General features: G+C 39.8%; 29 protein-coding genes. 18 read left to right on the plus strand and 11 right to left on the minus strand.

What is annotated here, in order from left to right:
• Positions 1–44: 44 nt before the first annotated feature.
• Both JWQ54_RS09225 and JWQ54_RS09230 read right to left on the minus strand, forming a co-directional pair.
• Positions 45–467, minus strand: a complete 423-nt coding sequence (locus tag JWQ54_RS09225) for a hypothetical protein (RefSeq protein WP_299583455.1) — start codon at positions 465–467, stop codon at positions 45–47.
• Between the two features lie 107 nt (positions 468–574).
• Complete coding sequence (locus tag JWQ54_RS09230; RefSeq protein ID WP_299583458.1) at positions 575–757, minus strand: hypothetical protein; 183 nt, start codon at positions 755–757, stop codon at positions 575–577.
• 358 nt (positions 758–1115) lie between these two features.
• On the opposite strand from JWQ54_RS09230, the gene JWQ54_RS09235 reads away from it, so the two are divergent.
• The 7 genes from JWQ54_RS09235 to JWQ54_RS09265 all read left to right on the plus strand — a co-directional run bounded on the left by JWQ54_RS09235 (position 1116) and on the right by JWQ54_RS09265 (position 5897).
• Positions 1116–1817, plus strand: coding sequence for a S24 family peptidase (locus JWQ54_RS09235; RefSeq protein ID WP_299583460.1), 702 nt, complete (start codon positions 1116–1118; stop codon positions 1815–1817).
• Positions 1818–2175: 358 nt separating this feature from the next.
• Positions 2176–2511 carry a DUF6616 family protein gene (locus JWQ54_RS09240; RefSeq protein WP_299583463.1) on the plus strand — a complete coding sequence of 112 codons (336 nt, stop codon included), beginning with the start codon at positions 2176–2178 and terminating at the stop codon, positions 2509–2511.
• A gap of 152 nt (positions 2512–2663) precedes the next feature.
• A complete protein-coding gene (locus JWQ54_RS09245) occupies positions 2664–3125 on the plus strand; it encodes a hypothetical protein (RefSeq protein WP_299583466.1) in 462 nt (153 codons plus the stop codon).
• A 74-nt stretch (positions 3126–3199) separates the two neighbouring features.
• Positions 3200–3973, plus strand: a complete 774-nt coding sequence (locus JWQ54_RS09250) for a DUF5995 family protein (RefSeq protein ID WP_299583468.1) — start codon at positions 3200–3202, stop codon at positions 3971–3973.
• A gap of 236 nt (positions 3974–4209) precedes the next feature.
• On the plus strand, positions 4210–4713 hold the full coding sequence (locus JWQ54_RS09255; RefSeq protein ID WP_299583471.1) for a GNAT family N-acetyltransferase: 504 nt from the start codon (positions 4210–4212) through the stop codon (positions 4711–4713).
• 230 nt (positions 4714–4943) lie between these two features.
• A complete protein-coding gene (locus JWQ54_RS09260) occupies positions 4944–5342 on the plus strand; it encodes a hypothetical protein (protein WP_299583474.1) in 399 nt (132 codons plus the stop codon).
• A 192-nt stretch (positions 5343–5534) separates the two neighbouring features.
• A complete protein-coding gene (locus tag JWQ54_RS09265; protein WP_299583477.1) occupies positions 5535–5897 on the plus strand; it encodes a hypothetical protein in 363 nt (120 codons plus the stop codon).
• Positions 5898–6098: 201 nt separating this feature from the next.
• On the opposite strand, the gene JWQ54_RS09270 is transcribed toward JWQ54_RS09265, so the two are convergent.
• Entirely contained in the window at positions 6099–6737 is a 639-nt protein-coding gene (locus JWQ54_RS09270; protein WP_299583480.1) for a DUF47 domain-containing protein, read from the minus strand.
• A 306-nt stretch (positions 6738–7043) separates the two neighbouring features.
• Between JWQ54_RS09270 and JWQ54_RS09275 the strand changes: the two genes are divergently transcribed.
• The 6 genes from JWQ54_RS09275 to phoU all read left to right on the plus strand — a co-directional run bounded on the left by JWQ54_RS09275 (position 7044) and on the right by phoU (position 13078).
• Positions 7044–8450 carry a hypothetical protein gene (locus tag JWQ54_RS09275; protein ID WP_299583483.1) on the plus strand — a complete coding sequence of 469 codons (1407 nt, stop codon included), beginning with the start codon at positions 7044–7046 and terminating at the stop codon, positions 8448–8450.
• A gap of 120 nt (positions 8451–8570) precedes the next feature.
• Positions 8571–9620 (plus strand): phosphate ABC transporter substrate-binding protein PstS, encoded by a 1050-nt coding sequence (gene pstS, locus JWQ54_RS09280; RefSeq protein WP_299583486.1) that lies wholly within the window; start codon positions 8571–8573, stop codon positions 9618–9620.
• 152 nt (positions 9621–9772) lie between these two features.
• Complete coding sequence (gene pstC / locus JWQ54_RS09285; protein WP_299583489.1) at positions 9773–10687, plus strand: phosphate ABC transporter permease subunit PstC; 915 nt, start codon at positions 9773–9775, stop codon at positions 10685–10687.
• A 4-nt stretch (positions 10688–10691) separates the two neighbouring features.
• Positions 10692–11537, plus strand: a complete 846-nt coding sequence (pstA, locus tag JWQ54_RS09290; RefSeq protein ID WP_299583492.1) for a phosphate ABC transporter permease PstA — start codon at positions 10692–10694, stop codon at positions 11535–11537.
• On the plus strand, positions 11519–12277 hold the full coding sequence (gene pstB / locus JWQ54_RS09295) for a phosphate ABC transporter ATP-binding protein PstB (protein ID WP_299583495.1): 759 nt from the start codon (positions 11519–11521) through the stop codon (positions 12275–12277). Before pstA ends, pstB begins: the two co-directional genes overlap by 19 nt.
• Positions 12278–12385: 108 nt before the next feature.
• A complete protein-coding gene (phoU, locus tag JWQ54_RS09300) occupies positions 12386–13078 on the plus strand; it encodes a phosphate signaling complex protein PhoU (protein ID WP_299583498.1) in 693 nt (230 codons plus the stop codon).
• A gap of 302 nt (positions 13079–13380) precedes the next feature.
• On the opposite strand, the gene JWQ54_RS09305 is transcribed toward phoU, so the two are convergent.
• Positions 13381–14655, minus strand: coding sequence for a hypothetical protein (locus JWQ54_RS09305; protein ID WP_299583501.1), 1275 nt, complete (start codon positions 14653–14655; stop codon positions 13381–13383).
• Positions 14656–14821: 166 nt separating this feature from the next.
• Between JWQ54_RS09305 and JWQ54_RS09310 the strand changes: the two genes are divergently transcribed.
• Together JWQ54_RS09310 and JWQ54_RS09315 are read left to right on the plus strand one after the other, a co-directional pair.
• The gene (locus tag JWQ54_RS09310; RefSeq protein ID WP_299583505.1) at positions 14822–15349 is read left to right on the plus strand and encodes a hypothetical protein; all 528 of its coding nucleotides are present in this window, start codon (positions 14822–14824) and stop codon (positions 15347–15349) included.
• Position 15350: 1 nt separating this feature from the next.
• Entirely contained in the window at positions 15351–15848 is a 498-nt protein-coding gene (locus JWQ54_RS09315; RefSeq protein ID WP_299583508.1) for a hypothetical protein, read from the plus strand.
• Here JWQ54_RS09315 and JWQ54_RS09320 read toward each other — a convergent pair.
• The 5 genes from JWQ54_RS09320 to JWQ54_RS09340 are packed head-to-tail and all read right to left on the minus strand — an operon-like array spanning position 15845 to position 18736.
• On the minus strand, positions 15845–16264 hold the full coding sequence (locus JWQ54_RS09320; RefSeq protein WP_299583510.1) for an arsenate reductase ArsC: 420 nt from the start codon (positions 16262–16264) through the stop codon (positions 15845–15847). The two genes, JWQ54_RS09315 and JWQ54_RS09320, sit on opposite strands and share 4 nt — an antisense overlap.
• Positions 16261–17346, minus strand: coding sequence for an ACR3 family arsenite efflux transporter (gene arsB / locus JWQ54_RS09325; RefSeq protein WP_299583515.1), 1086 nt, complete (start codon positions 17344–17346; stop codon positions 16261–16263). Before arsB ends, JWQ54_RS09320 begins: the two co-directional genes overlap by 4 nt.
• Positions 17346–17780 (minus strand): arsenic resistance N-acetyltransferase ArsN2, encoded by a 435-nt coding sequence (arsN2, locus tag JWQ54_RS09330; RefSeq protein ID WP_299583518.1) that lies wholly within the window; start codon positions 17778–17780, stop codon positions 17346–17348. The genes arsB and arsN2 overlap by 1 nt, the downstream gene beginning before the upstream one ends.
• Positions 17781–17792: 12 nt before the next feature.
• Positions 17793–18359, minus strand: coding sequence for a DUF6428 family protein (locus tag JWQ54_RS09335; protein ID WP_299583521.1), 567 nt, complete (start codon positions 18357–18359; stop codon positions 17793–17795).
• A 47-nt stretch (positions 18360–18406) separates the two neighbouring features.
• Positions 18407–18736 carry a helix-turn-helix transcriptional regulator gene (locus JWQ54_RS09340; RefSeq protein ID WP_299583524.1) on the minus strand — a complete coding sequence of 110 codons (330 nt, stop codon included), beginning with the start codon at positions 18734–18736 and terminating at the stop codon, positions 18407–18409.
• A 196-nt stretch (positions 18737–18932) separates the two neighbouring features.
• Between JWQ54_RS09340 and JWQ54_RS09345 the strand changes: the two genes are divergently transcribed.
• Both JWQ54_RS09345 and JWQ54_RS09350 read left to right on the plus strand, forming a co-directional pair.
• On the plus strand, positions 18933–19397 hold the full coding sequence (locus JWQ54_RS09345) for a mobile mystery protein A (protein ID WP_299583527.1): 465 nt from the start codon (positions 18933–18935) through the stop codon (positions 19395–19397).
• Positions 19388–19990, plus strand: a complete 603-nt coding sequence (locus JWQ54_RS09350; protein ID WP_299583530.1) for a mobile mystery protein B — start codon at positions 19388–19390, stop codon at positions 19988–19990. Before JWQ54_RS09345 ends, JWQ54_RS09350 begins: the two co-directional genes overlap by 10 nt.
• Before the next feature lie 33 nt (positions 19991–20023).
• On the opposite strand, the gene JWQ54_RS09355 is transcribed toward JWQ54_RS09350, so the two are convergent.
• Positions 20024–20239: a GDCCVxC domain-containing (seleno)protein gene (locus JWQ54_RS09355; protein ID WP_299583886.1), complete on the minus strand. Its 216-nt coding sequence runs from the start codon at positions 20237–20239 to the stop codon at positions 20024–20026.
• Positions 20240–20518: 279 nt separating this feature from the next.
• Complete coding sequence (locus JWQ54_RS09360; protein ID WP_299583533.1) at positions 20519–23584, minus strand: DUF2723 domain-containing protein; 3066 nt, start codon at positions 23582–23584, stop codon at positions 20519–20521.
• 299 nt (positions 23585–23883) lie between these two features.
• Here JWQ54_RS09360 and JWQ54_RS09365 point away from each other — a divergent pair, with 299 nt between their 5' ends.
• Positions 23884–25485, plus strand: a complete 1602-nt coding sequence (locus tag JWQ54_RS09365) for a gliding motility protein RemB (protein ID WP_299583536.1) — start codon at positions 23884–23886, stop codon at positions 25483–25485.
• Positions 25486–25544: the final 59 nt, after the last annotated feature.

Here is a 25544-nt window from a genome sequence, read left to right on the forward strand (position 1 = left end):
CGATTTATCGTAAATATGTTTTATATGCTATTTGGCATATGTGATTAATATAAAACCATATCTTCGCCCAGTGTTTGCGTTTCAATAAGCTGGGTTAGCAAAAGTTTAAGCACTGTATCGCGGGTATATTGCTGCTCATAAAGGGAGGCATCGTCCTGGTACCAGCGAATGGGGGCGTTTATCTCAATGCTATCCTTATACAAATAGTTTTTTGTGGGATGCATTTTCGAGCCTTCGTAGCTATTGAAGCTTTCGTCTTTTATTATTTTGGCGAATTGCTTCAAAGGGATATCAACCTGCAGGCATTCGTCAAGCGTGTTTTTAAAATCGTGTTTGTCTTCAAGCCAAAGGGTTAACACATCTTCGGTCAGGTCGTGGTCTGCAATAGTAATGCGACTGTAATCGTAATCAACTGCGATGATGAGCCACCACAGTTTGTCTTTTAATTTTTGAGAGATTTTTATCATTGTTGTTCGTTTAGTCCATGGTCGATGATCCATAGACCATGGTGTGTTATTAAATTTAATTATAAGTATTTGCGCTATGGACTATTGTCCATTGACTATCGTCTCCCTCAACGAAACTTCGGTACCCAGCCGGGGATATACTTTTGGATTGCGGCTATTTCCTGCCTGAATTTTTCGCAGGTTGCCTGGTAAGCCTGGTAGCGCAACATTAATTCGTTATCCGGTGCGTGCTGTTCGTTTTGTGGCTGTATTATATTTGTTATTCTTAATGCGGAATATGCAAGGTTCATATTGTGATCGGTGAAATCCGGAAGGTCAGTAAAATCTAAAGGTCCGGGTTGGTGGTTTAGTTTAATGTAGTATAGTTTATTTACAGGCGGGATGCTTATGACATAGATGCTTTACGGATCAACCCGTCGCCTGTTTGGCAAAGAAAGGAACAGGAACCATTCACTTTCATGCCGCTTTACTTTAAAATACAATGTGATTAAGGCGGTTCTCTCCCATTAAAAAAATATTCTGTATATTCTTTAGTCATTTGTTTGGCTTTAATAAAATTTGTAGTACTTTAGAAAAAGATTACAATGCAAATATAAAGAATAATTTGTATATTTGTAAAGAAAATAAATTAAAATATTTATCAACATTATGGAAAATTCACAGAAGCCCAAAAAAGTAAAGCTTATAAGGCCCGAAACGCTTGAGTTTATAATATTGTATAATCAGCTTAGAGGTAAGGCATTTAACGGAAATGCGCAGCTTGCCGAGGTGCTTGGTTTTAATAATGCCAGCTCAATTACAGAAATAATAAAGAGCAGGCAAAATATTGATCCAGAAAAATTAAAAATATTTAAAGAAAAATACAGCGATTTCTTGGTTGGATTGAAAACCACAATGAAATCTGAATATAGTATGATCTCAAGGCCGTATGAAGGGATTCCAATGTATGAGGTAATAGCCACTGCATCAGGCGTTGAGGTTTACAGCGACATAAATTATAAAGAACCTATGGGGCACATGAACTTTCCCGGAATTGAGGATTGTGACTTTGCCCTGCCCGTTTGGGGACACTCCATGTATCCATATTTAGAGAATGGCTGCTGGGTGGCGCTAAAGGTAATTCACGATAGAAAGATCCTGCCCGGTGAAGTATATTATATTGAATGGGGCGACTACCGCATGTATAAACGCCTGTTGGCCGGCGATAATGAGGATGAGGTAATTGCCCATTCAGACAATATAACCGAAATTGTAGGCGACCGCCTTAAGTATGCCCCCTTTGTTGTAAAGATCTCTGAAATTAAAAAGCTTTGTTTGGTGAAAGATATTCATAAGAAGCATAATCACTAGAGGGGAGGTGAGTGGTTGATTGAGTTGGATTAGGTTGATTGAGTTGGATTAAGTTGGATTAAGTTGGATTAAGTTGGATTGGGTTGCTTGAGTTGGATTGGGTTGCTTGAGTTGGATGAGGTTGATTAATGTTGGTTTTTACTCCGGAGGAGTGTCCTGTTTATAGACAATCACAATATTTCTGTCGGGGTTCTATCGGAGCCTCCTTTTAATGTGCTTGTCCTGATATAATCACCTAATCATTTTAATCAAAGGTTAAAAGTAGTAAAATAGTAGTATTTACAAAAAGTGTGCGCTTATCTCACTAATAATCAATAGTATTGATAAACTCATCAATTATTGATCTAATCCTATTATTATGAAATATTATATTGAAGGCTGGAATGCTAAACAAGCGTGGATTGACCTGGGGCAGGAAGAAAGAGGCGCTTACATGGCGCAGCTTGCACCGGCAATACAGCAACTAAGCGAACAGGGGGTGGAAATACTTAGCTGGGGCATAAATGATGCTGATACCGATAAACGGCTGGCCTTTGATTTTTTTGCGATATGGAGATTCCCCACAGACGAGTTCGCGAAAACCTTTGAAACCATGGTTGCCGACGCCGGATGGCATAACTATTTTGAGCAACAAAACATGAAAGGCAGTCCGGCCAGTCCGCAGGATGTTATAGGTAAGCTTATTGGGATGTAGATGAAAGTTGGGTAAGCCTTTATAACCAGGAACATTTGGTAGATAGGGTTGATTGGTTTTTAATATTTAGGATGCTTCAGATCGGCTCTCCTTAATAATCTCTATAAACATTTTCTTTCGGACTTTCCCAACTTTCCTCACTATATTTATCCATGCCCAAGTCCATCAAATATCCCTACAGTTTAAGCTATAGTTTGGCCAGCTTTTTTGTGATGCTGGTATTAATGCTGCTGCTGCTTACCAATGTAATGGGGAGCAATAGCAAAGCCGGGTGGATAGTTTATGGCCTGTTGGTAATTGTATTTGTTTTGATAAGTGCATTGCTGATAATTAAACGGCTGATTCCGGCCATTAAAGGGGGAATTGCGCTTGAACTAAATGAAACCTGCCTGGTTGACTATATCCGCAATATCACAATTAACTGGACAGACATTAAGGAGATCAGCCTGATCCGCAGCAGAAGCTCATCCATCATCAGGGTTCATTTGAAATGGCTATCTGACTATGGCAGCGAAATAGCTATTCCGCTCCGCTTTATTAAAGGCAGGGATAATGATATTTATAACGAAGTGAAGGCCTATTTAGCCAATGCAGATGGCGATATCACATTATAATATTATTTCTGATTAGGGAGCGATGAAATTGCTGCAACTCAATTAAGATCCTTCTAAACCTTAAATCACCTGTTATGGCAACCACCACTGTTAATGATGTACTTGCGCAGCTTGAGGGCATAATTGCCGAAAGCATTAAAACCAATAACCGAATGGGTTATTTTGCGGCCTTATATTATAAGGTAACAGCCAGCGTAAAGGATGGGATAACCAAAGGGCAGTTTGCAAATGGCCCCCGGATGGAAAAGTTTGACGTGATGTTTGCCAGCCGGTACCTTGATGCTTTAACGGCATGGAACAATAAGCAACCGCTTTCAGCATCGTGGCAGGTGGCTTTTGAGGCTACTAAAAGCTCATCGGCATTAGTGCTGCAACAACTGCTGCTTGGCATGAACGCCCATATCAACCTTGATCTTGGTATTGCGGCAGCCGAAGTATCCGGTGGACAAATGGATGGCGTACAGGCAGATTTTGATTCTATAAATACCATTATATCCGCATTAACTTACCAGGTGGTGAATGATATTGCCCGTATGTCGCCCTTGTTATCGTTGCTGGGACTGCATTATAATAACCAAACATCAATACTAATACAGTTTAGCATTGATAATGCCCGCGATGGTGCCTGGTGTTTTGCTGAAGAGCTGGTGAAAAAACAAGGCGCTGACTATACCGCTTGTACTACCCAGCGCGACCAAACCATTAAAAAGCTTGCCGACGGACTGATCCACATGCAGGGCTTTATGCGCTTCACCGTTTGGCTCATCCACCTGTTTGAGTGGAAAAGCGCATCAAGAATTATTAAGGCATTGCATGAGGATAGTAAGCAGAAGATTGTGGTGGGATAGGATGGGTGAGGAAAAGTAATTTGAAGATTCTATAATTTCAAGCAAAAAAATGAATTTAATAAAAAGATAATCTGCATCTCATTAATTCGGTATACCGGTTTAAACTAGTTTCAAAAGGCAAAACGTATGTATTTTTGCTGACAATAAATCTACTTGCTTTGGCTATTTTTGCAGCGATTTGTGCTTTATCATAAATGCATTATCCTGAAAATCCTTTAAATCAAAAAATCGTGTCCATGCTCATCCGCCTCGCTACCCTTACAGACATCCCCCCAATAATGCAGCTTATTGCCGAAGTTGTGCCGGTTATGATTGCCGCAGATAATTTTCAGTGGGATAATACCTACCCAAATTCACAGGTATTTGAAAATGATATTGCCTTAAACCAGCTTTGGGTGGCTGATATTGACGGCAGCATCGCAGGTATAACCGCCATCACTACCGACCAGTCGCCGGAGTATGCTGATGTGGGCTGGGACATTACTGAAACTGCTATAGTTACACACAGGCTGGCTGTTAGTCCGCTGTTCCAGGGCAAGGGGGTTGCCGCGGCTTTGCTGGTACAGGCAGAGGTGGTTGCCATTAACCGCGGAATTAAAGTGTTACGCATTGATACCAACACCAATAACCACGCTACCCAAAAGCTTTTCCCAAAGCTAGGCTACCAGTTTGCGGGCGAGATAGGCCTGAACTTCAGGCCGGGGATGCGGTTTTTGTGTTACGAGAAGAAAGTTCATTAGTTGATGGTTCATAGTTCATAGCAGGAAGGTTTGGATAGCCAAAAATGGTTGTCAACAGCACCTCACCACGCTTAAACGCACTATTTATTAAAAACCATGTACCATGAACCATGATCAAAGAACTTTTTCAAAATATTTCTTCAAATAACGTAACTACTTAGCTGCCAATAACGTAAAAATAGATCAAACCATAAATATTTTGGATTAGGTTACTGATTAATTTTAAAGCTATGGACGTATTTTTTTTCTTTTTGGTAGCAGGCGTAACCATTATAGTATTGATCTTAAAGTTCGATAAAAAACAAGCTGTAAAAGTTAAAGCTGTTTTAAGAGAGAGCAGGAGCGTTCCGCCGATGTTTTTATTGAAATCGACAGAGCATAAAATAGAAGCTTTAAAAGTAACCTTGCGTTTTGATGATGTGCCGCAAAATATGGCTGCAGCAGCAAGCATGGCATCTCTTTATAATAACAAAAGCGAAAGCCTGAGGCTTTCAAAAGTGCAGGAGCTTAAATTGCTTTCGGCAAAATATAATAATGGCCAGATCTCTATCGAGGCCTATAATGCCAAGCTTGACGAATTGCTTGATGTAGTTCATCAACACAGCGGCGAATTTGTAATGGCAGGTTAATTTGAAATTGAATAGTTTGATTGGTTAGTGTTTTGTTGGGTTTTTTTGAAAGGCTATAGGTTGTTTTTACAACTTATGGCCTTTGTTTTTTTATAGCCATTTTTAATAAATTAATTAACCCAATTTAACTCAATCAACTAATAGCATTTACTTATTGACAATCCCGCTACTTTGTTTATTATTGCAATCTGAATGTCTGACGAAGCAATAGTAAAACGGCTAAAAGTAATTGTAAAGGAACATGGCGGGCAACTGGCTCTGGCCGGTGCAATTGGTGTTGACCAGGGTTTTATTAGCAAAGTAATTAATAAAAAGCAGGACGTTAGCTATTATCTTATCCGCAAGCTGTGTTTCCAGCTAAAATATTCGCCTGAGTGGCTCATACTCGGAACCGGCGAAAAAAAGATCAACAAGCCCGAATCGGCCAAACTTATTACCGAGATCCAGATGATGCGCACCGAAATGGATATTCTGCATGCCCGCATGCGCGCCTATGAACTTGAGCTTAAAGAGTTAAAGGAGCATGGGGTTATAGGGGATAAGAAGGTAGGGTAGAAGGGAAAGCTTAAAGCCGAAAGCTTAGCCGAAAGCTTAAAGCAAAAAGCTAAAACAGGATTAAAGCCGAAAGCAATACCATATTAAAGCTGAAAGCAAAATAGGATCAAGGCTGAAAGCTTAAAGCAATACCGAACTTACTTTAAGCTTTGGACTTTTGCGCTTTAAGCTTTCTGCTTTGCGCTTTCAGCTTCCTCCCCCTCACCTGTTTATCAAAATTATCTCCAGCACATCAGCGGTGTTTTTGCATTTGTTTACGGTAGTTTCTAGTGATTGCAATATTTCACGGTATTTAATAAGATTGATGGGGTCTTTATCATTCAAAAAAAGGTCGGCCACGGCATTGTAATAGGTTCTGTCGGCCTGGCGCTCATATGCCTTTACCTGGCGGCATGCAGTTATAATAACATCCGCCCGGTGATGCACCTTTAACAGGTTAACAGATTTTTGGATCTCGGCACATGCTTTTTGTATTAATATGGCAAGATCTTTCATAGGCCTATTAAAATCGATTATATTATACAGGTTTATCCGGTTGCTTCCTTCCTTTATAATATCGGCAACATCATCTATGGCGGCAGCTAAAGCGTGTATATCGTTACGGTTTAATGGTGTAAATACTATCCTGTCAAGCGCCAGGTATATCTTATGGGTTATACTATCGCCATAATGTTCCATCTTCTCTACCTGTTTAAACAAAATGCTGCGCTCATCAGCCTGTTCGGTGTTTACAATGGCAACCAGTAAAGTTGCCATATCTGCCGCGTTTTTGGCAGCCATATCAAGCTGATCGAAAAATAAACCCCTATTTGACAGAAAATCCTGGAATAACACCCTCATAAACAGTTTTATTATGGTAAAGCCCAAAAATAACGCTGCTATGTTAAACACATATTAAACAGAATATGCGCTATGTTAAATCTGTGTTATCAATTTTCGTATAGGGAAAATTGAATGCAAATATTTGTTTATCAGATTTTTATGAATTATTAAAATATAAAAAACCGCATTTATGCATGTATTTTAGGGGTTTTACAAGTTAAGTTAACATTTAAATAATATCATCAAAGATTAATGATTACTTAACATTAAGATAATGCTGCCGCCCCACTTTTGAGGAGAAATTTATTTAATCCTCAATTGATTATGAAAACAATGTTTACGAAGCTTTTTAGTGCAGCCTTACTAGCATCCTTAATAGTAGGCTACACTGCTAAGGCACAAACTACCAGCTTAAATGCTGACCCAGCTGTACCAGCTGCAACAACTACAGCCACTCCGGCATCTATCCCAGCTGAGCCAAAAACTGAAGCAAAAGCTACCGCAAATACAAAAGCCGAAGTAAAAGCACCTGTAAAGGCAGCAGAAGATACTTCATGGAAGCCACAAAGAAGAATTTGGGGATATGCCTTCGGTGATCTTTATTTTGCTCAACACGCTCCGGCAATAACTTCCAGCCAGGGCAAGGAAAATAACTATACCGGAGTGCCTACCGGTAGAAATGCTTTCCAATTCCGTCGTGTTTATTTAGGTTATGATTATGATATAACCAAAAAGTTTAAGGCTGAAGTATTGCTGTCATCAGAGCCAAGTGCAAGTACAGGCGTTAATGGTACAACCTCTATACAAAACGGTGATAACCTGGTTGATGGCAAGATGAGTTTTTTTATCAAAAACTTCAACTTAAGGGTTAGAGACCTTTGGAACGGAACAGACTTAGTTGTCGGTGAAATGAGCACTCCTACTTTCGCATTAAATGAGCCCGGTACAAATGCACCAACTTCATTAGCGGAAGCAACCTGGAGCTACCGTTCAATCGAAAGAACGATTACCGATTATCATAAAGACAACTCATATGATCTTGGCGCTGCTTTGCAAGGAACTTTTGATCCGCAAACTAAAAACTTTGGTTACGTTGCAATGGTTGGAAATAACAGTACTTCAAGCTTATTATCAGCTGCTAACGCTAATACGGGTTTCTATAAAATATTCTATGGTACTTTATGGGGTAAGTTCCTTGACAAAAAGTTATATGTAGACTTTTACGCAGATTATGCACAAACTGCGCCAAATACCCCTACAGTAGGTGCACAATCTCATAATATGTTTAAAGTATTTGCAGCCTATAATGCTAAACTCTTTACTATAGGTGCAGAAGCTTACACTCAGAAATTTACAAATGGGGTTACAAATAAAACAACCACCCTGGCAGAAGATGCAACTGCACACGGCCTTTCATTATGGATCAGAGGTGCAATTGTACAAGGCAAATGGGGTTACTTCGCCCGTTGGGATACTTATAATCCGGATACTCAATTTAACAGCGCTGATCCTTATGCTGTTAATACTAACTACGGCTCTTACGACCCAACTACCAAAGAGCAATTTGTTACAGCCGGTTTAGATTTTACTCCTGCTAAGAACATACACTTCATGCCTAACATTTGGTTTACACAATACAAAGATAAGTTAGCACCAACCACAGCAGGCTATTTACCTGATAACCATACTATGGTTTACAGAATGACTTTCTTTTACACCTTTGGTAAATAAAATATATCCCCTTTAAAATGCTGATCTTCTAATATGAGGATCAGCATTTTGAAAAAAAGGCAACTAAAATCTTTAGAATATACAAGGAACAAACTAAAACTCACACAACACAAAAACAAAATGAAAGTAATTAAAAGTTTAAAGATAGCCGCCATAGCAATTGCTGCAAGTGCGATATCATTATCAGCATCGGCGCAGGACAATACTTTGCTGGGTGCAGGCAGTACATTTGTGTACCCGCTGTTCTCAAAAATATTTGCCGAGTATGGTACTAAAGCAAACGTTAAAGTTAATTACCAGTCAATCGGTTCAGGTGGCGGTATTTTACAACTAACCAACAAAACTGTTGACTTTGGCGGATCAGACGCTCCTTTAAATGCCGACCAGGCCAAAAAGATCGGTGTTCCGGTTCTGCACATCCCAATGGCATCAGGCGCGGTTGTAATTACTTACAATGTGCCAGGACTTACCACCGGTTTAAATTTAAGCGGTGCTGTTTTAGGTGATATTTACTTAGGTAAAATTACTGTTTGGAATGATGCTAAGATTGCCGCACTAAATAAAGGCACTAAATTGCCTGAAACTCCAATAGTAGTTATTCACCGTTCAGACGGTAGCGGTACTTCTTTTATTTTTACGGACTTTTTAACAAAAGTAAATCCTGAATGGGCTTCAAAAGTAGGTAAGGCATCTGCCGTTAACTGGCCAGCTGGCTTAGGCGGCAAAGGTAACGAAGGTGTTGCCGGTTTGGTTAAACAAACTCCGGGCGCTATTGGTTACAATGAATTAGCTTATGCTATTCAAAACAAAATGGCTTATGCTGACATTCAAAACAAGACCGGTAAATTTATTACCCCAACGCTTGAAACAACTACAGCATCAAGCAATGTTGAGCTGCCTGCAAATGCCGAAGTATCATTAACAAATACCGATAACCCTAAAGGTTACCCTATTACCAGCTTTACCTGGGCTTTAATTTACAAAGAGCAAAACTACAGCGGCCGTACTGCTGACAAGGCAAAAATGTTATTAAAATTAATGTGGTATAACATTCATGACGGACAGAAAAATTGCGCTCCTTTAAACTATGCACCGCTTTCAAAATCGGCATTAAAAGTTGCTGAAAAAATATTAAAATCTGCTACTTTTGACGGCAAAGCAATATTATAATTAGAAGCAGGAAATCAAGAAAGGAAGCAAGAAATAATTCAGATCTTTTTCTCCTGATTCCTGACCTTTTGAATCTTAATAAAATAACAATTACCAGTTTCCTAATATTTAAGGGGGCTGGTAATTGTGTTGTATAACAAAACCCAAATTTTGTGAAAAATAAAAGATTAGACCTCTCGTACAGCCAGATGAAATGGGAAACCATTTTCAGGCGGATCTTGATCTTTATGAGTGTTGTTTTGGTGCTGATTGTTATCGGCATATTAATAACACTGATAAAGGAATCAATGCCTTCCATTAAATCATTAGGGATTGGATATTTGTGGGGCAAGGTGTGGGACCCGGTTCAAAACATTTACGGAGCTTATCCTTTTTTAATAGGCACGTTGTTAACATCATTTATTGCCCTTATCATTTCTATACCTTTTTCATACGCAATTTCTATTTATCTGGGCGAGTATAACCCTAAGGGCTGGCTTTCAAACCTGCTAAAAAACACCATCGAGCTTATTGCAGCCGTACCCTCAATTATTTATGGTTTTTGGGGTTTGTTTGTTTTAGTGCCGATGATCCGCGTATTTGAGGCAAAAATTGGTGTTGCTCCATACGGGATTGGTATTTTTACAGCATCATTAATACTGGCTGTAATGATAATTCCTTATGCTGCATCATTGGGCATAACACTTATCCGCATGGTGCCATCGCCATTAAAAGAAGGCGCTTATGCATTAGGCGCTACCCGTTTCGAGGTTATTCGCAGTGTAATTATGCCGTTCACAAGGTCGGGTTTGTTTGCAGGTGTACTATTGTCATTGGGCCGTGCCCTTGGCGAAACCATGGCCGTAACTATGCTGATAGGTAATACAAGTACTTTAGCCCATACCTTTAAAGATTTGATTTTTGGACCAAGCAATACCATGGCCAGCGTTATTGCCAATGAGTTTACCGAGGCCGACCATACAGTTTACCTTTCCGCGCTTATTGAGCTTGGTTTAGTGCTATTTTTTGTTACTGTGGTCATCAACCTAATAGGTAAAAGGATAATCACCAGATTTACCAACAATTAACTATATGGAAGCACGCATAAGAATTAGAAATACCAAGAGTATTTTATTTAAAGGGGTTATTGTTTTTTTTGCCTTTTTAATTACGCTGCCGCTGATTATTATATTGCTTTACATAATAAAGCAGGGTGTTACGCAGGTAAACTGGCACTTTTTAACGCACGTACCTGCGCCTGTTGGTGAAACAGGAGGCGGTATAGGCAATGCCCTGTTAGGCAGTTTTATAATGGTACTGATGTCATCGATACTGGCCATACCAGTAGGGATGCTGGCAGGTATTTACCTAAGCGAAAACCCGCACACCAAACTTGCTTATTACAGTGGTTTGTGTGTTGATATTTTGCAGGGGGTACCATCAATTGTTGTGGGTATTGTCATTTATTTTTGGATAGTTAAGCCGCTGGGTACTTTCAGCGCCTTATCAGGTAGTGTGGCACTTGCCATCATGATGCTGCCTATCGTTATCCGGTCAACTGAACAAACGCTACGCCTGTTGCCGCCATCACTAAAAGAAGCTGCACTTTCATTAGGAGTGCCATACCACCGGGTAATTTTAAAAGTTATTGTGCCTTGCGGTTTTGCCGGCATTCTGTCGGGTATTATGCTATCAATAGCGCGTATAATTGGCGAAACAGCACCTTTACTGTTCACGGCGTTTGGTAACCCTTATTTATCATCGTCAATTACTAAACCAATGGAGAGCTTGCCCCACCTGATATTTACTTATGCCACCAGTCCGTATGATGAATGGCATAACCTGGCCTGGGGGGCATCGTTCATATTATTAATGTTTGTTTTAACTTTAAACATAATTACAAAACTGATTACAAGAAAATGGAACATACAGTTGTAAGCTCTTCAAAATTTAACGCCTGGTTTGGCGATAATCACGTGGTAAAAGATGTAACCATCGGGATAGAAAAGAACCAGGTTATCGCAGTTATGGGTCCGTCCGGCTGTGGTAAAACTACCTTTTTGCGTTGCATAAACCGCATGCATGAGCTTATACCTGGCGCAACCGCTAAAGGCTCGATGAAATTATACGACGATGAGGTTTATACCATGAACCCCATTTACGTGAGGTATAAAATAGGCATGGTTTTCCAGAGGCCAAATCCTTTTCCCAACCTTAGCATATATGATAATGTGGTGGCCGGTTATAAGCTAAACGGACTTAAAATGGCCAAGGCAGATATGGACAACATTGTTGAAAAATCATTAACATCTGCCGCTCTGTGGAAAGAGGTTAAGGATTCACTGCACAAAAAAGGTACATTCCTTTCGGGCGGGCAGCAGCAGCGTTTGTGTATTGCACGTGCAATAGCTATGGAGCCTGAGGTAATATTGTTTGATGAGCCAACTTCGGCGCTCGATCCCATATCAACATCAAGTGTTGAGCAGCTGTTTCATGAGCTCAAGGAAAAGTATACGCTTATTATTGTAACACACAATATGCAGCAGGCTGCACGTGTAAGCGATAAAACAGCATTCTTTTACCTGGGCGAGCTGGTTGAATTTGATGATACAAAGCAAATGTTTACCGCGCCAACCGATGTGCGCACACAAAATTATATTACAGGAAGGTTTAGTTAGGTTGTAGTAGTTGTAAAAGTTGTAGTAGTTGTAAAGGTTAAACCGCCTTTCAATTTTACAACCCTTACAACCCTTACAACCCTTACAACATTTTAAACTAAAACAGAAATGACACCATTAGAAAACGAAATTACCGCGCTAAAAAAGGAATTGGTTAGCATGTGGATCTTAGTTCAGTCACAATTGAACAAGGCGAAAGATGCCATGGTACAATTTGATAAGGACCTTGCCCGCGAAGTTTTAATAAAAGAAAGACGGGTAAACTCTTTTGAGCTTAAGATTGACAGGGATTGTGAAAATATTTTCGCCCTGCATTGCCCTGTAGCGGTCGACCTAAGGTTTTTACTTGCAGCACTTAAAATAAACACCAACCTTGAGCGCATCGGCGATATTGCTGCCGGTATTGCGTTGTATGTGGTTGAATCGTCAGTAAACTTTGACATAAAGGCATTGGAAAGCACTTCGTTGCTGAGGATGTATGAAGAGGCCGTTAATATTTTAATTGATACCCGTACAGCGTTTGAAAAAGAAGATACCGTACTGGCCCGCAGCATTTTTAAAAGAGATGATGTGCTTGATGCTATTAATGAAAGTGCCCCCGCAAGCGTTGCTGAGGTTATTAAAGCTGACTTGAATAGTATTCCTGAGGCGCTTTACATCTTGTCGGTAATCCGCAAGTTGGAACGTGTTGGCGATCAGGCTAAGAATATTGCAGAAGAGATTATATTTTATGTTGAAGCCAAGATCTTGAAACACCTGGAAAGCAGCAGCAGGAAGCTTGAAGGGGAAGAAGAAGATTAAGGATTTCGGAATTCGGATGTTAGATTTCGGATTTTAATGATTTTCGGATTTAATAAATTACGATTTTAGATTTTTTTAAAGAGATTAATTAGGTTGATTGATTAATAAATGAGGGCAAGGCGGATAGTGATATCCGCCTTTGTTGTTGATAATAGTCCATATATAAAACTATCTCATTGCGAGGTACGAAGCAATCGCGAACTATGCATTACGCATTACAGATTCTACACCGTTCTACCCGTTCTGTACAGTTTGCGGTTGCCTCCTCTAATCAGCGGATCGCAATTGCCAAAATGTTTCAATCACTTATTAAAAGGAACCTCATTAACCCAATGAAACCCACGCTTTAAAAGCGAGAAGTTTTTAGGATCCAGCTTGTGCACCCTGACGGATATTGAATCCTTCTTCCAGATACCCTTTAGTATCATTATATCAGGTTTTTCAAAAGTGTAGTTTAATGTGACAGCGTTATTTACAACTATCTGGTGTTTTACGGTATCCATGGTTGCCGGGTAGAATTTTGTACTATCGTTCATCAGCTTAATTGTTATTCCATCGACATAGCTAATCCAAAATTTACTCCAGCGCAAGGTATCGGTTGTTAGTGGTGGTAAAGTATCGTTGTTTTTTATAAAGCGTTCTACATTATAAATTCCGTAAAGCGGCGGTTTTTTTGCGTTATCGCCGTACTGTTTTGCTAGTGAAATGCTGTTAGCAAAATTAGAGAACAACGTAAAAGCTACTAACAAATATTTAATGGCAGCAAGTGTAATGTTTTTCCATTTAGCTTTAAAACGGTGTGGCGACAGGTTAGATGGCAGCGCCTCCCTGTTCCTGAAAAAAAAATTGATTAAACGGGTTGTATCCCTTATCATTAAAAACAGGCACATAAAAACCAAAGCCGTTGAAAGTAATTTTACAGGCACATCAAAGCAATAATTAATGGCCATTATATTGCCTGCAACTACAAGCCCTACAATTGCACCCAGCGTAGTGGTTTTACGGAAAAAAAGCAGGAGCCCCGCAATTAATTCGGCAAAGCCGGTAAAATAATTAAACCCAACAGAGTATCCCATGTAGGTCCAGGCCAAGCCCATTGGCGACATGCTGCCAACAGGTTCTATTAACCGTCCAAATGATGGCGAGGGAAACTGCAGCTTAATAATTTTAGCACTGCCATAACTAACCATGGTAATTGCTACATAATAACGCACAATTACGGTAAGCCAGTAAAGCAGCTTGTTATAGTTGTGCGTTTTTCTGCCGGTTATTGACCATATTATTGCACCAATAGCTGATAGTGTTGTAAGAAACAAAAGAATTACATAATCGTACGTGGTATCGCCGCTGCCGCCGGTAAATTCTGTTATTGGCCGGGACAGGTGCAGCACATGTTTTGCCAGCCAGGGGATAAGAGCGTGAAAAGGCGCTATGTAAAGATTGAATAACCCAAAAGTGAATGGCGCTACGGCATTAGGATTTAACAAAACATACAGAACAAAAAATATCATGAAAAAGCGGAAGGTAATTTTCTGGGCGGTTGACCAATATGCGGGTTCGGCTGTTAAGGTTGTCATAAAGTTTTTAGGTTGTCAAATTGTGATTATCAACTTCTAAAATAATGAAAGAAATAACAATGTTAATGGGAGGAACTAATATTTAGAATTATTTAACATTTTTTTCATACCATGTAGCGAAATGGCTCATAATATCGTAATTAATTAGAAACCAGCTATAAACAATATGAAAACTAAATATTTACTATTAATTGGAACAGGCGTAGCCTTATGTTTAAATGCCTGTAAAAAAAATGACGATAATAGCTCCAACGGCCAACTCGTTGGAAAATGGTATGAAAACAAGCTTGTGCTGCATGAAATAACGGGCACTAATACCTTTCGTGATACTACTTTCACAAGCGCCGACTTTACCACTGACGATTATTTTCAATTTAACCCTAATAGCACTGCAGTTATCTCTAAAAGCGGCACTTTTAGCTTTTCGGGCAAATCTACCGTTGAGCTGGCCAATAGACTTTATGATTTTGTAACCCACTACAACTATAAAATTAAGGACTCGTTGATAACAATGACGCTAACAGATCTGATACCAACTGCAGTAACCGGCAGTGATAACTCAATTACCAGGATCGAGTCCATTGTTCAGCTGGATGCCAACCATTTAGTAATGCATATTGATATTATACCGCAGAGTTCAACAACCTATCCGCCGGGTTTAACTGCAACCGCTTATTTTACGAAGGAAAAATAAAATGAAAAAATATTATCTATTGGCGATTTTTTGCATTGTGCTAGGATTAGCAGCATGCAAAAAAAATAATACAAGCCCCGCGAATCCAATTATTGGCAAATGGTATGAAACCAAGCTAACAATACATGAATCTAACGGTACGGCTGTTGATCATGATACAACGTTTACGGGCAATTCATTTACTGCATCAGATTATGTTCAGTTTGATGCAAATAAAACAGCTGCAGTTTCGCAAAGCGGGATCTACACAATTACGGGCAAAGGCCAGGCAATTAGCGGGGGAACTATTGATGTATCATTAATAAACTACACCTATGAAATTTCGGATTCAACTTTAACATTAATGCCAGTGCTTCGTCATCCTACAAATGGAGGTGGCGGCAACGGAATGGAAAGTATAGTTCAGTTAGATGCCACTCATTTGGTTTTGCGCACCTATTACTATTCGCCGTTGCCTTTTAGCCATAGCGAAACCGCGTATTTTATAAAAAAGAGTTAGGGCTTTAAACAGCTTGCAATAAAATCTTTTGCGTAAGCTTTTATCAAATCACGTACTTTTCTAAACTCGTTCATTACCTGTTTAGCGTCCCCGCTTGCTTTTGCCGGATCGGGAAAGTTTTGGTGAAAGCGCCCAACATTACCGGGAAAGAACGGACAGGCCTCATTTGCGTTATCGCAAACAGTGATCACATAATCAAAGGGGATGCTAATATATTCATCTACGTTATTTGAGGTATGCTTGCTAATGTCTATGCTGTCTTCGGCCATCACCTGTATAGCTTTTGGGTTTACACCATGTGTTTCAATACCTGCGCTATAAATGTTTGCTTTATCGCCCGCAAAATGCCTTAAATAGCCTTCTGCTATCTGGCTGCGGCAGCTGTTGCCTGTACAAAGCACCAGTATGTTTTTCATGCGTTGATTGTTTTTATTTTTGTTGGATAATATTTTTTACGTAGCCAGAAAGCCACATTCACCAGCGCTATTAATGCCGGTACTTCAACCAGCGGACCTATTACACCTGCAAAGGCCTCACCTGAATTTATCCCAAATACGCCAATAGCAACCGCTATAGCCAACTCAAAATTGTTGCCTGTAGCTGTAAATGCTATTGAGGTGCTGCGCGAGTAATCTGCACCAAATGATTTGCCGATAAAAAAGCTAAGCAGGAACATAATGGTAAAATATACCACCAATGGGATAGCAATGCGCACAACATCAAGCGGAATGTGGACTATCAAATTGCCTTTAAGGCTAAACATCACTACGATAGTGAACAGCAAAGCAATTAGTGTGATAGGGGAGATGAACGGAACATATTTATTTTGAAACCATTCTTCGCCTTTAAGTTTTATCAGCGCATAACGGCTGATTATTCCGGCCGCAAACGGGATGCCCAAATAGATGCCAACACTTTTTGAAATTTGTAAAATGGTAATGTTAACCACCAGGCCTTTAAAACCAAAAAGCGGCGGCAATACGGTTATAAATACATAAGCATAAACACTGTATAACAATACCTGGAAAATGCTGTTTAGCGCAATTAAGCCGGCTGCATACTCCCTGTTTCCTTCGGCCAGTTCATTCCAAACAACCACCATTGCAATGCACCTGGCAAGGCCAATTAATATCAGTCCGATCATATATTCAGGATAGGCATGTAAAAAGGTAATGGCTAAAACAAACATTAAAATTGGGCCGATGATCCAATTAAGCACTAATGATGCACTTAATACTTTAGTATCTTTAAATACTTCGCCCATGTTTTCGTATTTCACTTTTGCCAGCGGCGGGTACATCATTAATATCAATCCAATTGCCAATGGTATGTTGGTTGTGCCACTTGAATAAGAATTTATAAAGGCAGATGATGATGGAAAAAAGTACCCTTCAGCAACACCGATAGCCATGGCTAGGAAGATCCACAAGGTTAAATAACGATCTAAAAAGCTCAGCTTTTTTCGTTCTGATGCCGGGGCATAATTATTTGCACACATTATAATTTGTTAATAGATTTTAGCATCGCTATAGCCGATTGCGGGCAAACATGGCTAAACTCAGATGATTGCTTTACTTCGGGCGGCACATCTTCCCTGGTGATCTTTTGATAACCTTTCCGGGTAAAATAACCGGATGCTGTTTCTGTAAGCAGGTAAATGGCTTTTAGGTTTTTTGCAGCAGCGAGTTGTTCAATATGCAGCAGCAGTTCATTTGCTATGCCTTGATTACGGAAATTATTATCTACAGCAAGAGAACGCAATAGTCCATAATCGCCATAAATTTCTAAACCGATTACTCCTGTTATTTCTTCATCCTGTTTGGTAACGGCAAAGTTTTCCAGTTGATCAGGCAGATCGGTAGCCGGCAGTTTTTCTGCTGTTAATAGAGCAATAATGCTTTCCCTGTATTTATCAGCTTGTTCTACTTTCATGAGTGTATTTTATTAGCAGCAGCCACCGCCAGGTGTACAGCAGCTTTCAGCCGCAACGGCCAGGTTCTTTAATTCAACTTTTGATTTTTCAATAGCCGGAGTGCAGCATTCTTCGCCGGTTGCTGTTGTCCCGCAGCTGCCACCGCGGCTGATTGCTTTACACTGAACAGTATCCGGGCGAAGATCAACCAGCAGGTTATCGCCGCTTACAGTAATTTCATTAGGGTACATTTGCCGGGTATCAAACTCTGAATTACCGAATTCAATTTTTACTGTTGCATTTGCATCCAATGGTAATAATTTTTCAACCACGTTTATAATTGATAATGCTTTGTCAACTTTCATGGCCCGTTCCTGTTGCCCGTCAGCAGGCTCCCAGAGCTGAACAATTACTTCCGTCCAGTTATTCATCACTCCGCCGCAATCAACGGAGGTGATAGGGGTTTGTTTAATTTCGGTAATGTGATAGGAGGCATCTACCCACTTGTTTTCTGCATATTGAAATTGCAGCTCTAAGCCGGGGTTTTGTAGCAATGCTGCTTTAAAAGCGCTCCAGTTTAATGATGTTGTATTGTTCATGGCTTTATATTTATTGCAATATTACGATGGATGGGGTCAATTTTTTTTTAACAGCAGTTAGGTTTCAAATCCGCTAAGTTTAAAAAGCCGTTTAGTTGTTCTTTGAATAGTACCCAGGCTTTTGGCTCAATGCAATAGCACACGCTTACGCCTTCAATGGTGCCCTGGATTAACCCGGCAGATTTTAACTCTTTTAAATGCTGGGATATGGTAGCCTGTGCCAGCCCAAGCTCGATAGAAAGATCGCCGCAGATGCAGGCGTTTGCTGCCATTATCTGCTGTAAAATGGCAATCCGGGCTGGGTGCGCCAATGCCTTAAGCATAATAGCCAGCCTGTTTTGCTCGTCGGTAAATATTTCTGTTTTAGTTAAGCCCATATATTATATTGCAATATTACGATGAATGGTTGGGATTAGCAAATGTTTAATAATAAATGATCGTTGAAATTTATTGTTGATATTTTTTAAGTCTATAGTATTATAAAATTAATTGTTTTTAAGGTTATAGTATTAATTAAAATTTGTTTTTTAATATTATAGTATTAAATTTGATATGGTTTTAAGTTTTAGTGTTATGAAAGATAAAAAACAACATTTATTAATTGAGCAAGTAGATAAAAAGCTGATGGTTTTTAAGCCAGCCGAAAATATGCTTGTTCCTTCAAAGGGATGGTTAAATGCTGTGCGGACATCTTTAAATATGACATTACAGCAATTAGGCCAGCGATTAAAAATTACACCCCAAAGTGTACGCGATCTGGAAATTCGTGAAGCAGAAGGTACAATAACCATTAACAGATTGCGCGAAGCCGCAATGGCGATGGATCTGAAATTGGTATATGGTCTTGTCCCAATGGATGGGTCAATCGATAAAAAAATTGAAAAAAAAGCAACGGAGGTGGCAAGGAAAATAGTTTTAAGAACATCCGACTCGATGAAACTTGAAGACCAGGAAAATTCAAAAGAAAGAATAGAGAAAGCCATACATGAAAAAGCGGCTGAAATAATAGATGAACTACCTAAATACATATGGGAATAGACTTTGCTTATGAGGAAGGACAAACCCCTTTGGACGAAGAGGAAAAGGACGGGTTACTTATTTCAACCGTAACTACCAGGGAAGAACTGGATGAATTTGAACAGTTGAATATTCAAAAAGCTATTGAGTGGACATTAAGAAGAAAATTTAAAAAAGAAAAGATCTTAACGGAAGATTTCATAAAAGCTTTGCATAAAAAAATGTTGGGCGATGTTTGGAGATGGGCTGGAACGTTCAGAAATTCAAACAAAAATATCGGGGTTGATCGTTTCCAGATTAGAACCGAATTTAGGAAATTATTAGATGATACTAAATATTGGATTGAGCATCAAATATATGAACCTGACGAAATTGCCATCCGTTTTAAACATCGGATCGTATCTATACATTGTTTTGCTAACGGAAATGGGCGGCATTCAAGGTTAATGGCTGATATCCTAATTGATCAGCTGTTTTCTTTGCCAGTCTATTCATGGGGAAGCTCTAACCTGGTTAAAGCAGATGAAATAAGGGCAGCGTATTTAACAGCTATCAGGCAGGCCGATATCGGCAATGTACAACCGTTGATAGCTTTTTCAAGATCTTCAACTTGAGTAATGTTCAGTTAATTCTAAAGTAATACGTATTTAGCCACAGCACGAATCCCCAGCCTGTATTGGCGGACACTTAACCGTACCATAACTGCAAAATACGCAGCAATCGCCGGGCAGAGGTTTTAAATGAGCCCGGCAGCCTTCGCAAATATAAAAATACTGACAAGCATCAACAGGCATTATTTCGGCCTTCTGATACCCGCAGGCAGGGCAGGTGAGGGTGGACTGTAATTGAATTTCTTTTGCCATAAATGCCCCTAATTTAAATTCATGGTATCCCTCTTCAAAGGTATCCCGTTTGAATGTTCCTTTACAACCATATTCTCTATTGATAAAGTCATCAAGCTCAATAAGGTCATTGTTTTTCTTCGTAGACATTCAATCAAATATAACTAAAAATAGCTTTAATGGGCAACCTTATAATGATGATTATGTATTGCAAACAAAAAAACCAACCCCGCAGGATTGGTTTTATCAATATTGAATGTTCTAACCTTTTAGCTTTTGCCTTTCAGCTTTCACCTCAAATTATTGCTGAGGCTGCTGCCTTTGTAAAACAGGAGCAAACTTATTGCTGTAATCTTTTAATTGCGCGCTAAGCTTGGCGCTTAAAGCTGTTTGGTGGTTATCACTAGTGATGCCTACCATCGCATTAATAAACGATACGCCGTACTGTACATTACGCAGATCTAAATTGCCTGAATTATTTTTCAGCAGGTTATAGTTATAATCAAGCTGGTCAACAATGTAATTATCTACGCTGGTTATAAACTTGTTGGCTAAAACATTATCATGCAGGCCATAGGCTGTTTGCGCCATAAATATTTTACGGTCGGCAACTTCCAGTCCGGGGTTTATATCAGGCATTACGTCATCAAATTTATGCAGGGCCTTTATTGCCAGGTCAGGGTGACCATCTTTTACCAATCCATCGGCCAGGTCAAGGAAGGTTGTTACCATAACCGGGTAAAACATAGTGGTAGACTCATGATCCAAATATTTGGCAGTTTTAAAGTTGCCATATTTAAACTTGGTCATCATGTTGTTATACATCACCAGGCTATTGATCTTACCTAACTGATCGTGGGTGCTGGTATCAGGCTTAAATGGTATCAGGTGATAGGTGAAGCCTTCTTTATAAAGATAAGGCTGCAATCCTATCAGGTTTTCGTTACCAATAGTTGTGGTAAAGCAAATAGGCCTTTTCCAGTTATTATGTGCCAATATGTCAAGCATAGCCAGGTTTTCTTTGGTCACATAGTTGGAGGTGTATTTCCACTCCATAACTGAAGCAAGCTTATCTTTCTGTTCGGGAGTTATTACATGGTTCTTTAATACATCATCAGGATTGATGGTGATCTTGAAGTTTTTAGTAGGCAGGTAGTTTCCATAATCGCCGCTTTGGTATTGTACCTGCGCAGCTTTATCATCTGACGATATAAAATCAAAAACCTCTTTTACCTCAACAGATCCCGCAATCTTTTTATCATCAAAATAAATAACATCACGTACACCTTCTTTATATTTATCATAAGGCATGGTAATAGGCAATGGTTCAGAAGCATTCATTTTACCCTGCATCTGGCGGATGTACCAATCGCCTGTAAATAAGCTCAGGTTAACTATGCGTACATCCGGACGGATGCCTTCAACTTCCTGGTCATACCATAACGAGTAAGTATCATTATCGCCATAAGTAAATAAGATAGCATTTGGCGGGCACGATATAAGGTAATTATAAGCCATATCATGCGGCGTCATTTTGGTTGAGCGGTCATGCGCTTTCCATTCCTGTTTTGCCATAATAACCGGGGCAGCCAGCAGACAAACAACGGTAGCTAAAATAGCAGCAACCTTAGGGCTTAACTTAACGCGGATAAGCTCGGCAAGAGCAATTACCCCAAGGCCTATCCATATAGCAAAGGCATAGAAAGAGCCAACATAGGAGTAGTCACGTTCGCGTGGTTGAATGCTCGGCTGGTTTACATATAATACAATGGCTAAGCCAGTAAAAAAGAACAGCAGCAGCACTACCAGCGCATCGCGTTTTTTACGTTGAAAATGATAGATGGCACCCAGTAAGCCAATAATTAAAGGCAAAGCATATAACGGGGTATAGGTGGTGCCTAACTGAATTCCCTGGTTTGGGATCTTTGGACCGCCCACAACAGATTTTGGCAGGTGTCTGCCGCCATCTAAAATGCCGCTTGTCCAGTTACCGTCAATGCCGGTCATGCTTTGTTGCCCGTCGGCATCGTTATAGCGGCCAACAAAGTTCCATAAAAAGTAGCGCACATACATTTGGTAAACCTGCCAGCTGGCCAGCCATTTTAGGTTGTCGGCAAATGTTGGGGCGGCGCCTTCATCCATTTGTAACCATTGACGATAAAATTGCGGGTCCTGACCTTCGCTGCTATACATACGCGGCAAAAAGGTGGTATGGTCATAAACATAATTTGTTTTTTTACCGGCATTTTCATAGCTGGTTTTACCTTTACGATAAAGCGTGCTGCCTTCGGTTTGATCAATAACCTTGGCATCAAAATACTGGCCGTATAACAAAGGTGCTTCGCCATACTGAATGCGGTTTAAATAACCATAAAGCGTAAAGGCATTATCCGGATGTGAGTTATTCAGATCGGGATTAGCTGTGGCCCTGATAGGGATATAAGCAAATGAGCTGTAACCTAAATAAACAAAAGATATACACAGGAATGCCAGGTTCATTAAAGGCTTTTTATTACGGATACTGTAAATAATACCAGCAACCAAAATGCCTGCAATTATAAGGAACCACACAAATGCACCGCTCCAGAACCCTGTACCTAATGAGTTTACAAAGAAAAGATCGAAGTAAGCGGCTATTTTTATAGAATATCCCCTTATGCCATATTGAACAAATACTAATATAAGCACACCTATTAAAAATGTACCGATAGCACCGCTTACGCTTATGTTTTTACCGCGGCGGAAATAATAAACCATAGCAATTGCCGGGATAGTTAACAGGTTGAGCAGGTGGATGCCTATTGAAAGGCCAATTATATAGGCTATAAATACCAGCCATTTATCTGCACCCGGCTCATCAGCATGGGCATCCCATTTCAATATCGCCCAAAAAACTACTGCAGTACATAGCATTGATAATGCAAACACGATGGTTTCAACAGCTGAGAACCAGAAAGTATCAGTATAGGTAAAGGCAAGTGCGCCAACCAAGCCTGCACCCATTATAAGAATTATGCGGTTTTGATCTTCCGGATCGCCGGGTTTGCCTGCTAACATTTTTTTAGCAATGGCAGTAATGCTCCAAAAAAGGAACATAATGGTTGCACCGCTGGCAATGGCCGACATTAAGTTAGTAAAGTAAGGCACCTTTGCATTGTTGCCAAATGATAACAACGAAAATACTTTACCCAGCATAGCAAACATTGGGTAGCCGGGCTGGTGGGCCACCTGTAAACGGTATGCGCAGGAGATAAACTCGCCGCAGTCCCAAAAACTTACAGAAGGCTCTAAAGTAAGGATGTAGGTAAGTGATGCTATGGCAAAACAAAGCCAGCCTAAAAGATTATTTATTTTTTTGTATTGCATGGATTACAAATAATGGTTTATTGCAGGGTAAATATCAGGATTTTTAACACTTTTTTCACTAAAACAGGTTCGGCTTAACAACTTTTAACATATTAATAGGCTGCACGGCTTTAAAAGTTGCAAATATGGTAAAAAAGTCGGGAAAATCAGTAAGGTCCGGAAGACCGTAAAGTACTAAAGAAGAAAAGGTAATTGCCATTTAAGGTTAAATACATTTACAAAAGTAGCCCAAATCAAATTTTTATTTCACCGTAAATAATACTTATTTTGTTGCGATGCAAAATATTGGCTGTTTACCTATGAGGAAACTAATACTACTTACTATAATTATAGCGTTTTCAGTCAATTTAAGTAAGGGGCAGTCTGTTTACCTGCCTTATTCATACCAGCTCGATCAAAAATTTAATTCAAGCGTTTATTCCATACAAAGTTCACTTCACACATCATTAAAGCCATTTTTAATAGACAGCACCTTAAGCTCCACGTATAATGCGATTATGAACCGGGGCGTTGATAGTAGCCGCAAAACTTGGATAGTGCGCAAAATATTTAATGAGCATGTGTTTGATGTAAAAACCAAAGAGTACACTTTTTATGCTGATTACCTGCCCGACCTGCTGATAGGCCGCGATTTTACAGACAAGGTTACCACTAACCTTAATACCCGGGGGTTCCAGGCCGGTGGTACAGTTGGCGATAAGTTTTCATTTTATACCAGCGGTTTTGAAAATTCGGCTAAGTTTCCCGGCTACTATAATGATGTTGTTAATAAATATGCCTTTATCCCTGGCCAGGCTTATAACAGAAGCTATCATGGACAACCTACAGGCTCGCAGGACTGGTCGTACGTAACGGCTATAATATCATATACACCTATAAAACAATTAAATATTACTTTAGGTACCGATAAAACATTTATTGGCGATGGCTACCGTTCATTGCTGCTCTCTGATTTTTCGGCCAATTACCCATTGCTGCGCTTAACTGCAAATCTGGGAAAGGTTCAGTATATGATGATGTGGGCATACCTGGAAGATATTAACCTGCATAAATTTGACACTTTTGGCAGCAATCGCCGTAAATGGGCAGTTTTTCACTATTTAGACTGGAACATTACAAACCGACTATCGTTAGGTTTTTTTAATGCCCTGATAGCACAGGAAGCTGATGACAATGGTAACTTTCATGGCTTTGATGTGAATTATGTAAATCCACTGTTTTTTTCAAGCTCGCTGGGGCCATCATCACAGCCTGATAATGTGCTGGTAGGCTTTACGGGTAAATATAAAATATTTGACAAAACAGCTGTTTACGGGCAATTACTTATAGATGATTTTAAAGCAAGCAATTTCTTTTCAGGCAGTAATACTACCGATAACACCAATGGTGTTCAGTTGGGCATCCGGGGTGCCGATTTGTTTAGGGTGAAAGGCTTTAACTACCTGCTTGAGTATAACAGCGTTAAACCATATACTTATGCAAGCCCACAGGCAATAACAAGCTATACTGATTATAGCCAGCCGCTCGGCGATCCGCTTGGAGCAAACTTCAGGGAGTTTATCGGGATCCTGAACTATTCGATCGGCAATTTTGATTTTACGGGTCAGTTTAATTATGCACGATACGGAGTTGACCCTGCAGATATGAATTTTGGTAAAGACCCTTTCAAACCTACTACTTCGGCATCAGCCACAACAACAGACATAGGGCAGGGACAAACTGCCAGCTTACATTATGCCGAAGGAACAGTATCATACCTTGTAAACCCTAAATATAACCTCCGTTTTGAGTTAGGCGGCCTTTACCGTGAAGAGAAGAACAACAGTACCGGCATCAGAAAAACATCATTAATTACCTTTGGCTTGCGCAGCACATTCAGAAGCATTTATCATGATTTTTAGGAGAAGTCCGAAAGTCGGTAAAGTCCGGAAGTCCGAAAGATAGGATGGTGTTATGTTGA

The organism is Mucilaginibacter sp., from assembly GCF_028288225.1.
Taxonomy (GTDB): domain Bacteria; phylum Bacteroidota; class Bacteroidia; order Sphingobacteriales; family Sphingobacteriaceae; genus Mucilaginibacter.

Coding starts and splice junctions, on each gene's coding strand:
- JWQ54_RS09225 (WP_299583455.1), bottom strand. CDS start 467: ATGATAAAAATCTCTCAAAAATTAAAAGACAAACTGTGGTGGCTCATC.
- JWQ54_RS09275 (WP_299583483.1), top strand. CDS start 7,044: ATGAAAACAATGTTTACGAAGCTTTTTAGTGCAGCCTTACTAGCATCC.
- JWQ54_RS09250 (WP_299583468.1), top strand. CDS start 3,200: ATGGCAACCACCACTGTTAATGATGTACTTGCGCAGCTTGAGGGCATA.
- arsN2 (WP_299583518.1), bottom strand. CDS start 17,780: ATGAAAGTAGAACAAGCTGATAAATACAGGGAAAGCATTATTGCTCTA.
- JWQ54_RS09260 (WP_299583474.1), top strand. CDS start 4,944: ATGGACGTATTTTTTTTCTTTTTGGTAGCAGGCGTAACCATTATAGTA.
- JWQ54_RS09365 (WP_299583536.1), top strand. CDS start 23,884: ATGAGGAAACTAATACTACTTACTATAATTATAGCGTTTTCAGTCAAT.
- JWQ54_RS09320 (WP_299583510.1), bottom strand. CDS start 16,264: ATGAAAAACATACTGGTGCTTTGTACAGGCAACAGCTGCCGCAGCCAG.
- JWQ54_RS09270 (WP_299583480.1), bottom strand. CDS start 6,737: ATGAGGGTGTTATTCCAGGATTTTCTGTCAAATAGGGGTTTATTTTTC.
- JWQ54_RS09340 (WP_299583524.1), bottom strand. CDS start 18,736: ATGGGCTTAACTAAAACAGAAATATTTACCGACGAGCAAAACAGGCTG.
- JWQ54_RS09345 (WP_299583527.1), top strand. CDS start 18,933: ATGAAAGATAAAAAACAACATTTATTAATTGAGCAAGTAGATAAAAAG.
- JWQ54_RS09235 (WP_299583460.1), top strand. CDS start 1,116: ATGGAAAATTCACAGAAGCCCAAAAAAGTAAAGCTTATAAGGCCCGAA.
- JWQ54_RS09255 (WP_299583471.1), top strand. CDS start 4,210: ATGCTCATCCGCCTCGCTACCCTTACAGACATCCCCCCAATAATGCAG.
- JWQ54_RS09360 (WP_299583533.1), bottom strand. CDS start 23,584: ATGCAATACAAAAAAATAAATAATCTTTTAGGCTGGCTTTGTTTTGCC.
- JWQ54_RS09245 (WP_299583466.1), top strand. CDS start 2,664: ATGCCCAAGTCCATCAAATATCCCTACAGTTTAAGCTATAGTTTGGCC.
- phoU (WP_299583498.1), top strand. CDS start 12,386: ATGACACCATTAGAAAACGAAATTACCGCGCTAAAAAAGGAATTGGTT.
- pstS (WP_299583486.1), top strand. CDS start 8,571: ATGAAAGTAATTAAAAGTTTAAAGATAGCCGCCATAGCAATTGCTGCA.
- arsB (WP_299583515.1), bottom strand. CDS start 17,346: ATGTGTGCAAATAATTATGCCCCGGCATCAGAACGAAAAAAGCTGAGC.
- JWQ54_RS09230 (WP_299583458.1), bottom strand. CDS start 757: ATGAACCTTGCATATTCCGCATTAAGAATAACAAATATAATACAGCCA.
- JWQ54_RS09305 (WP_299583501.1), bottom strand. CDS start 14,655: ATGACAACCTTAACAGCCGAACCCGCATATTGGTCAACCGCCCAGAAA.
- JWQ54_RS09350 (WP_299583530.1), top strand. CDS start 19,388: ATGGGAATAGACTTTGCTTATGAGGAAGGACAAACCCCTTTGGACGAA.
- JWQ54_RS09265 (WP_299583477.1), top strand. CDS start 5,535: ATGTCTGACGAAGCAATAGTAAAACGGCTAAAAGTAATTGTAAAGGAA.
- JWQ54_RS09355 (WP_299583886.1), bottom strand. CDS start 20,239: ATGGCAAAAGAAATTCAATTACAGTCCACCCTCACCTGCCCTGCCTGC.
- pstA (WP_299583492.1), top strand. CDS start 10,692: ATGGAAGCACGCATAAGAATTAGAAATACCAAGAGTATTTTATTTAAA.
- JWQ54_RS09315 (WP_299583508.1), top strand. CDS start 15,351: ATGAAAAAATATTATCTATTGGCGATTTTTTGCATTGTGCTAGGATTA.
- pstB (WP_299583495.1), top strand. CDS start 11,519: ATGGAACATACAGTTGTAAGCTCTTCAAAATTTAACGCCTGGTTTGGC.
- JWQ54_RS09240 (WP_299583463.1), top strand. CDS start 2,176: ATGAAATATTATATTGAAGGCTGGAATGCTAAACAAGCGTGGATTGAC.
- JWQ54_RS09310 (WP_299583505.1), top strand. CDS start 14,822: ATGAAAACTAAATATTTACTATTAATTGGAACAGGCGTAGCCTTATGT.
- JWQ54_RS09335 (WP_299583521.1), bottom strand. CDS start 18,359: ATGAACAATACAACATCATTAAACTGGAGCGCTTTTAAAGCAGCATTG.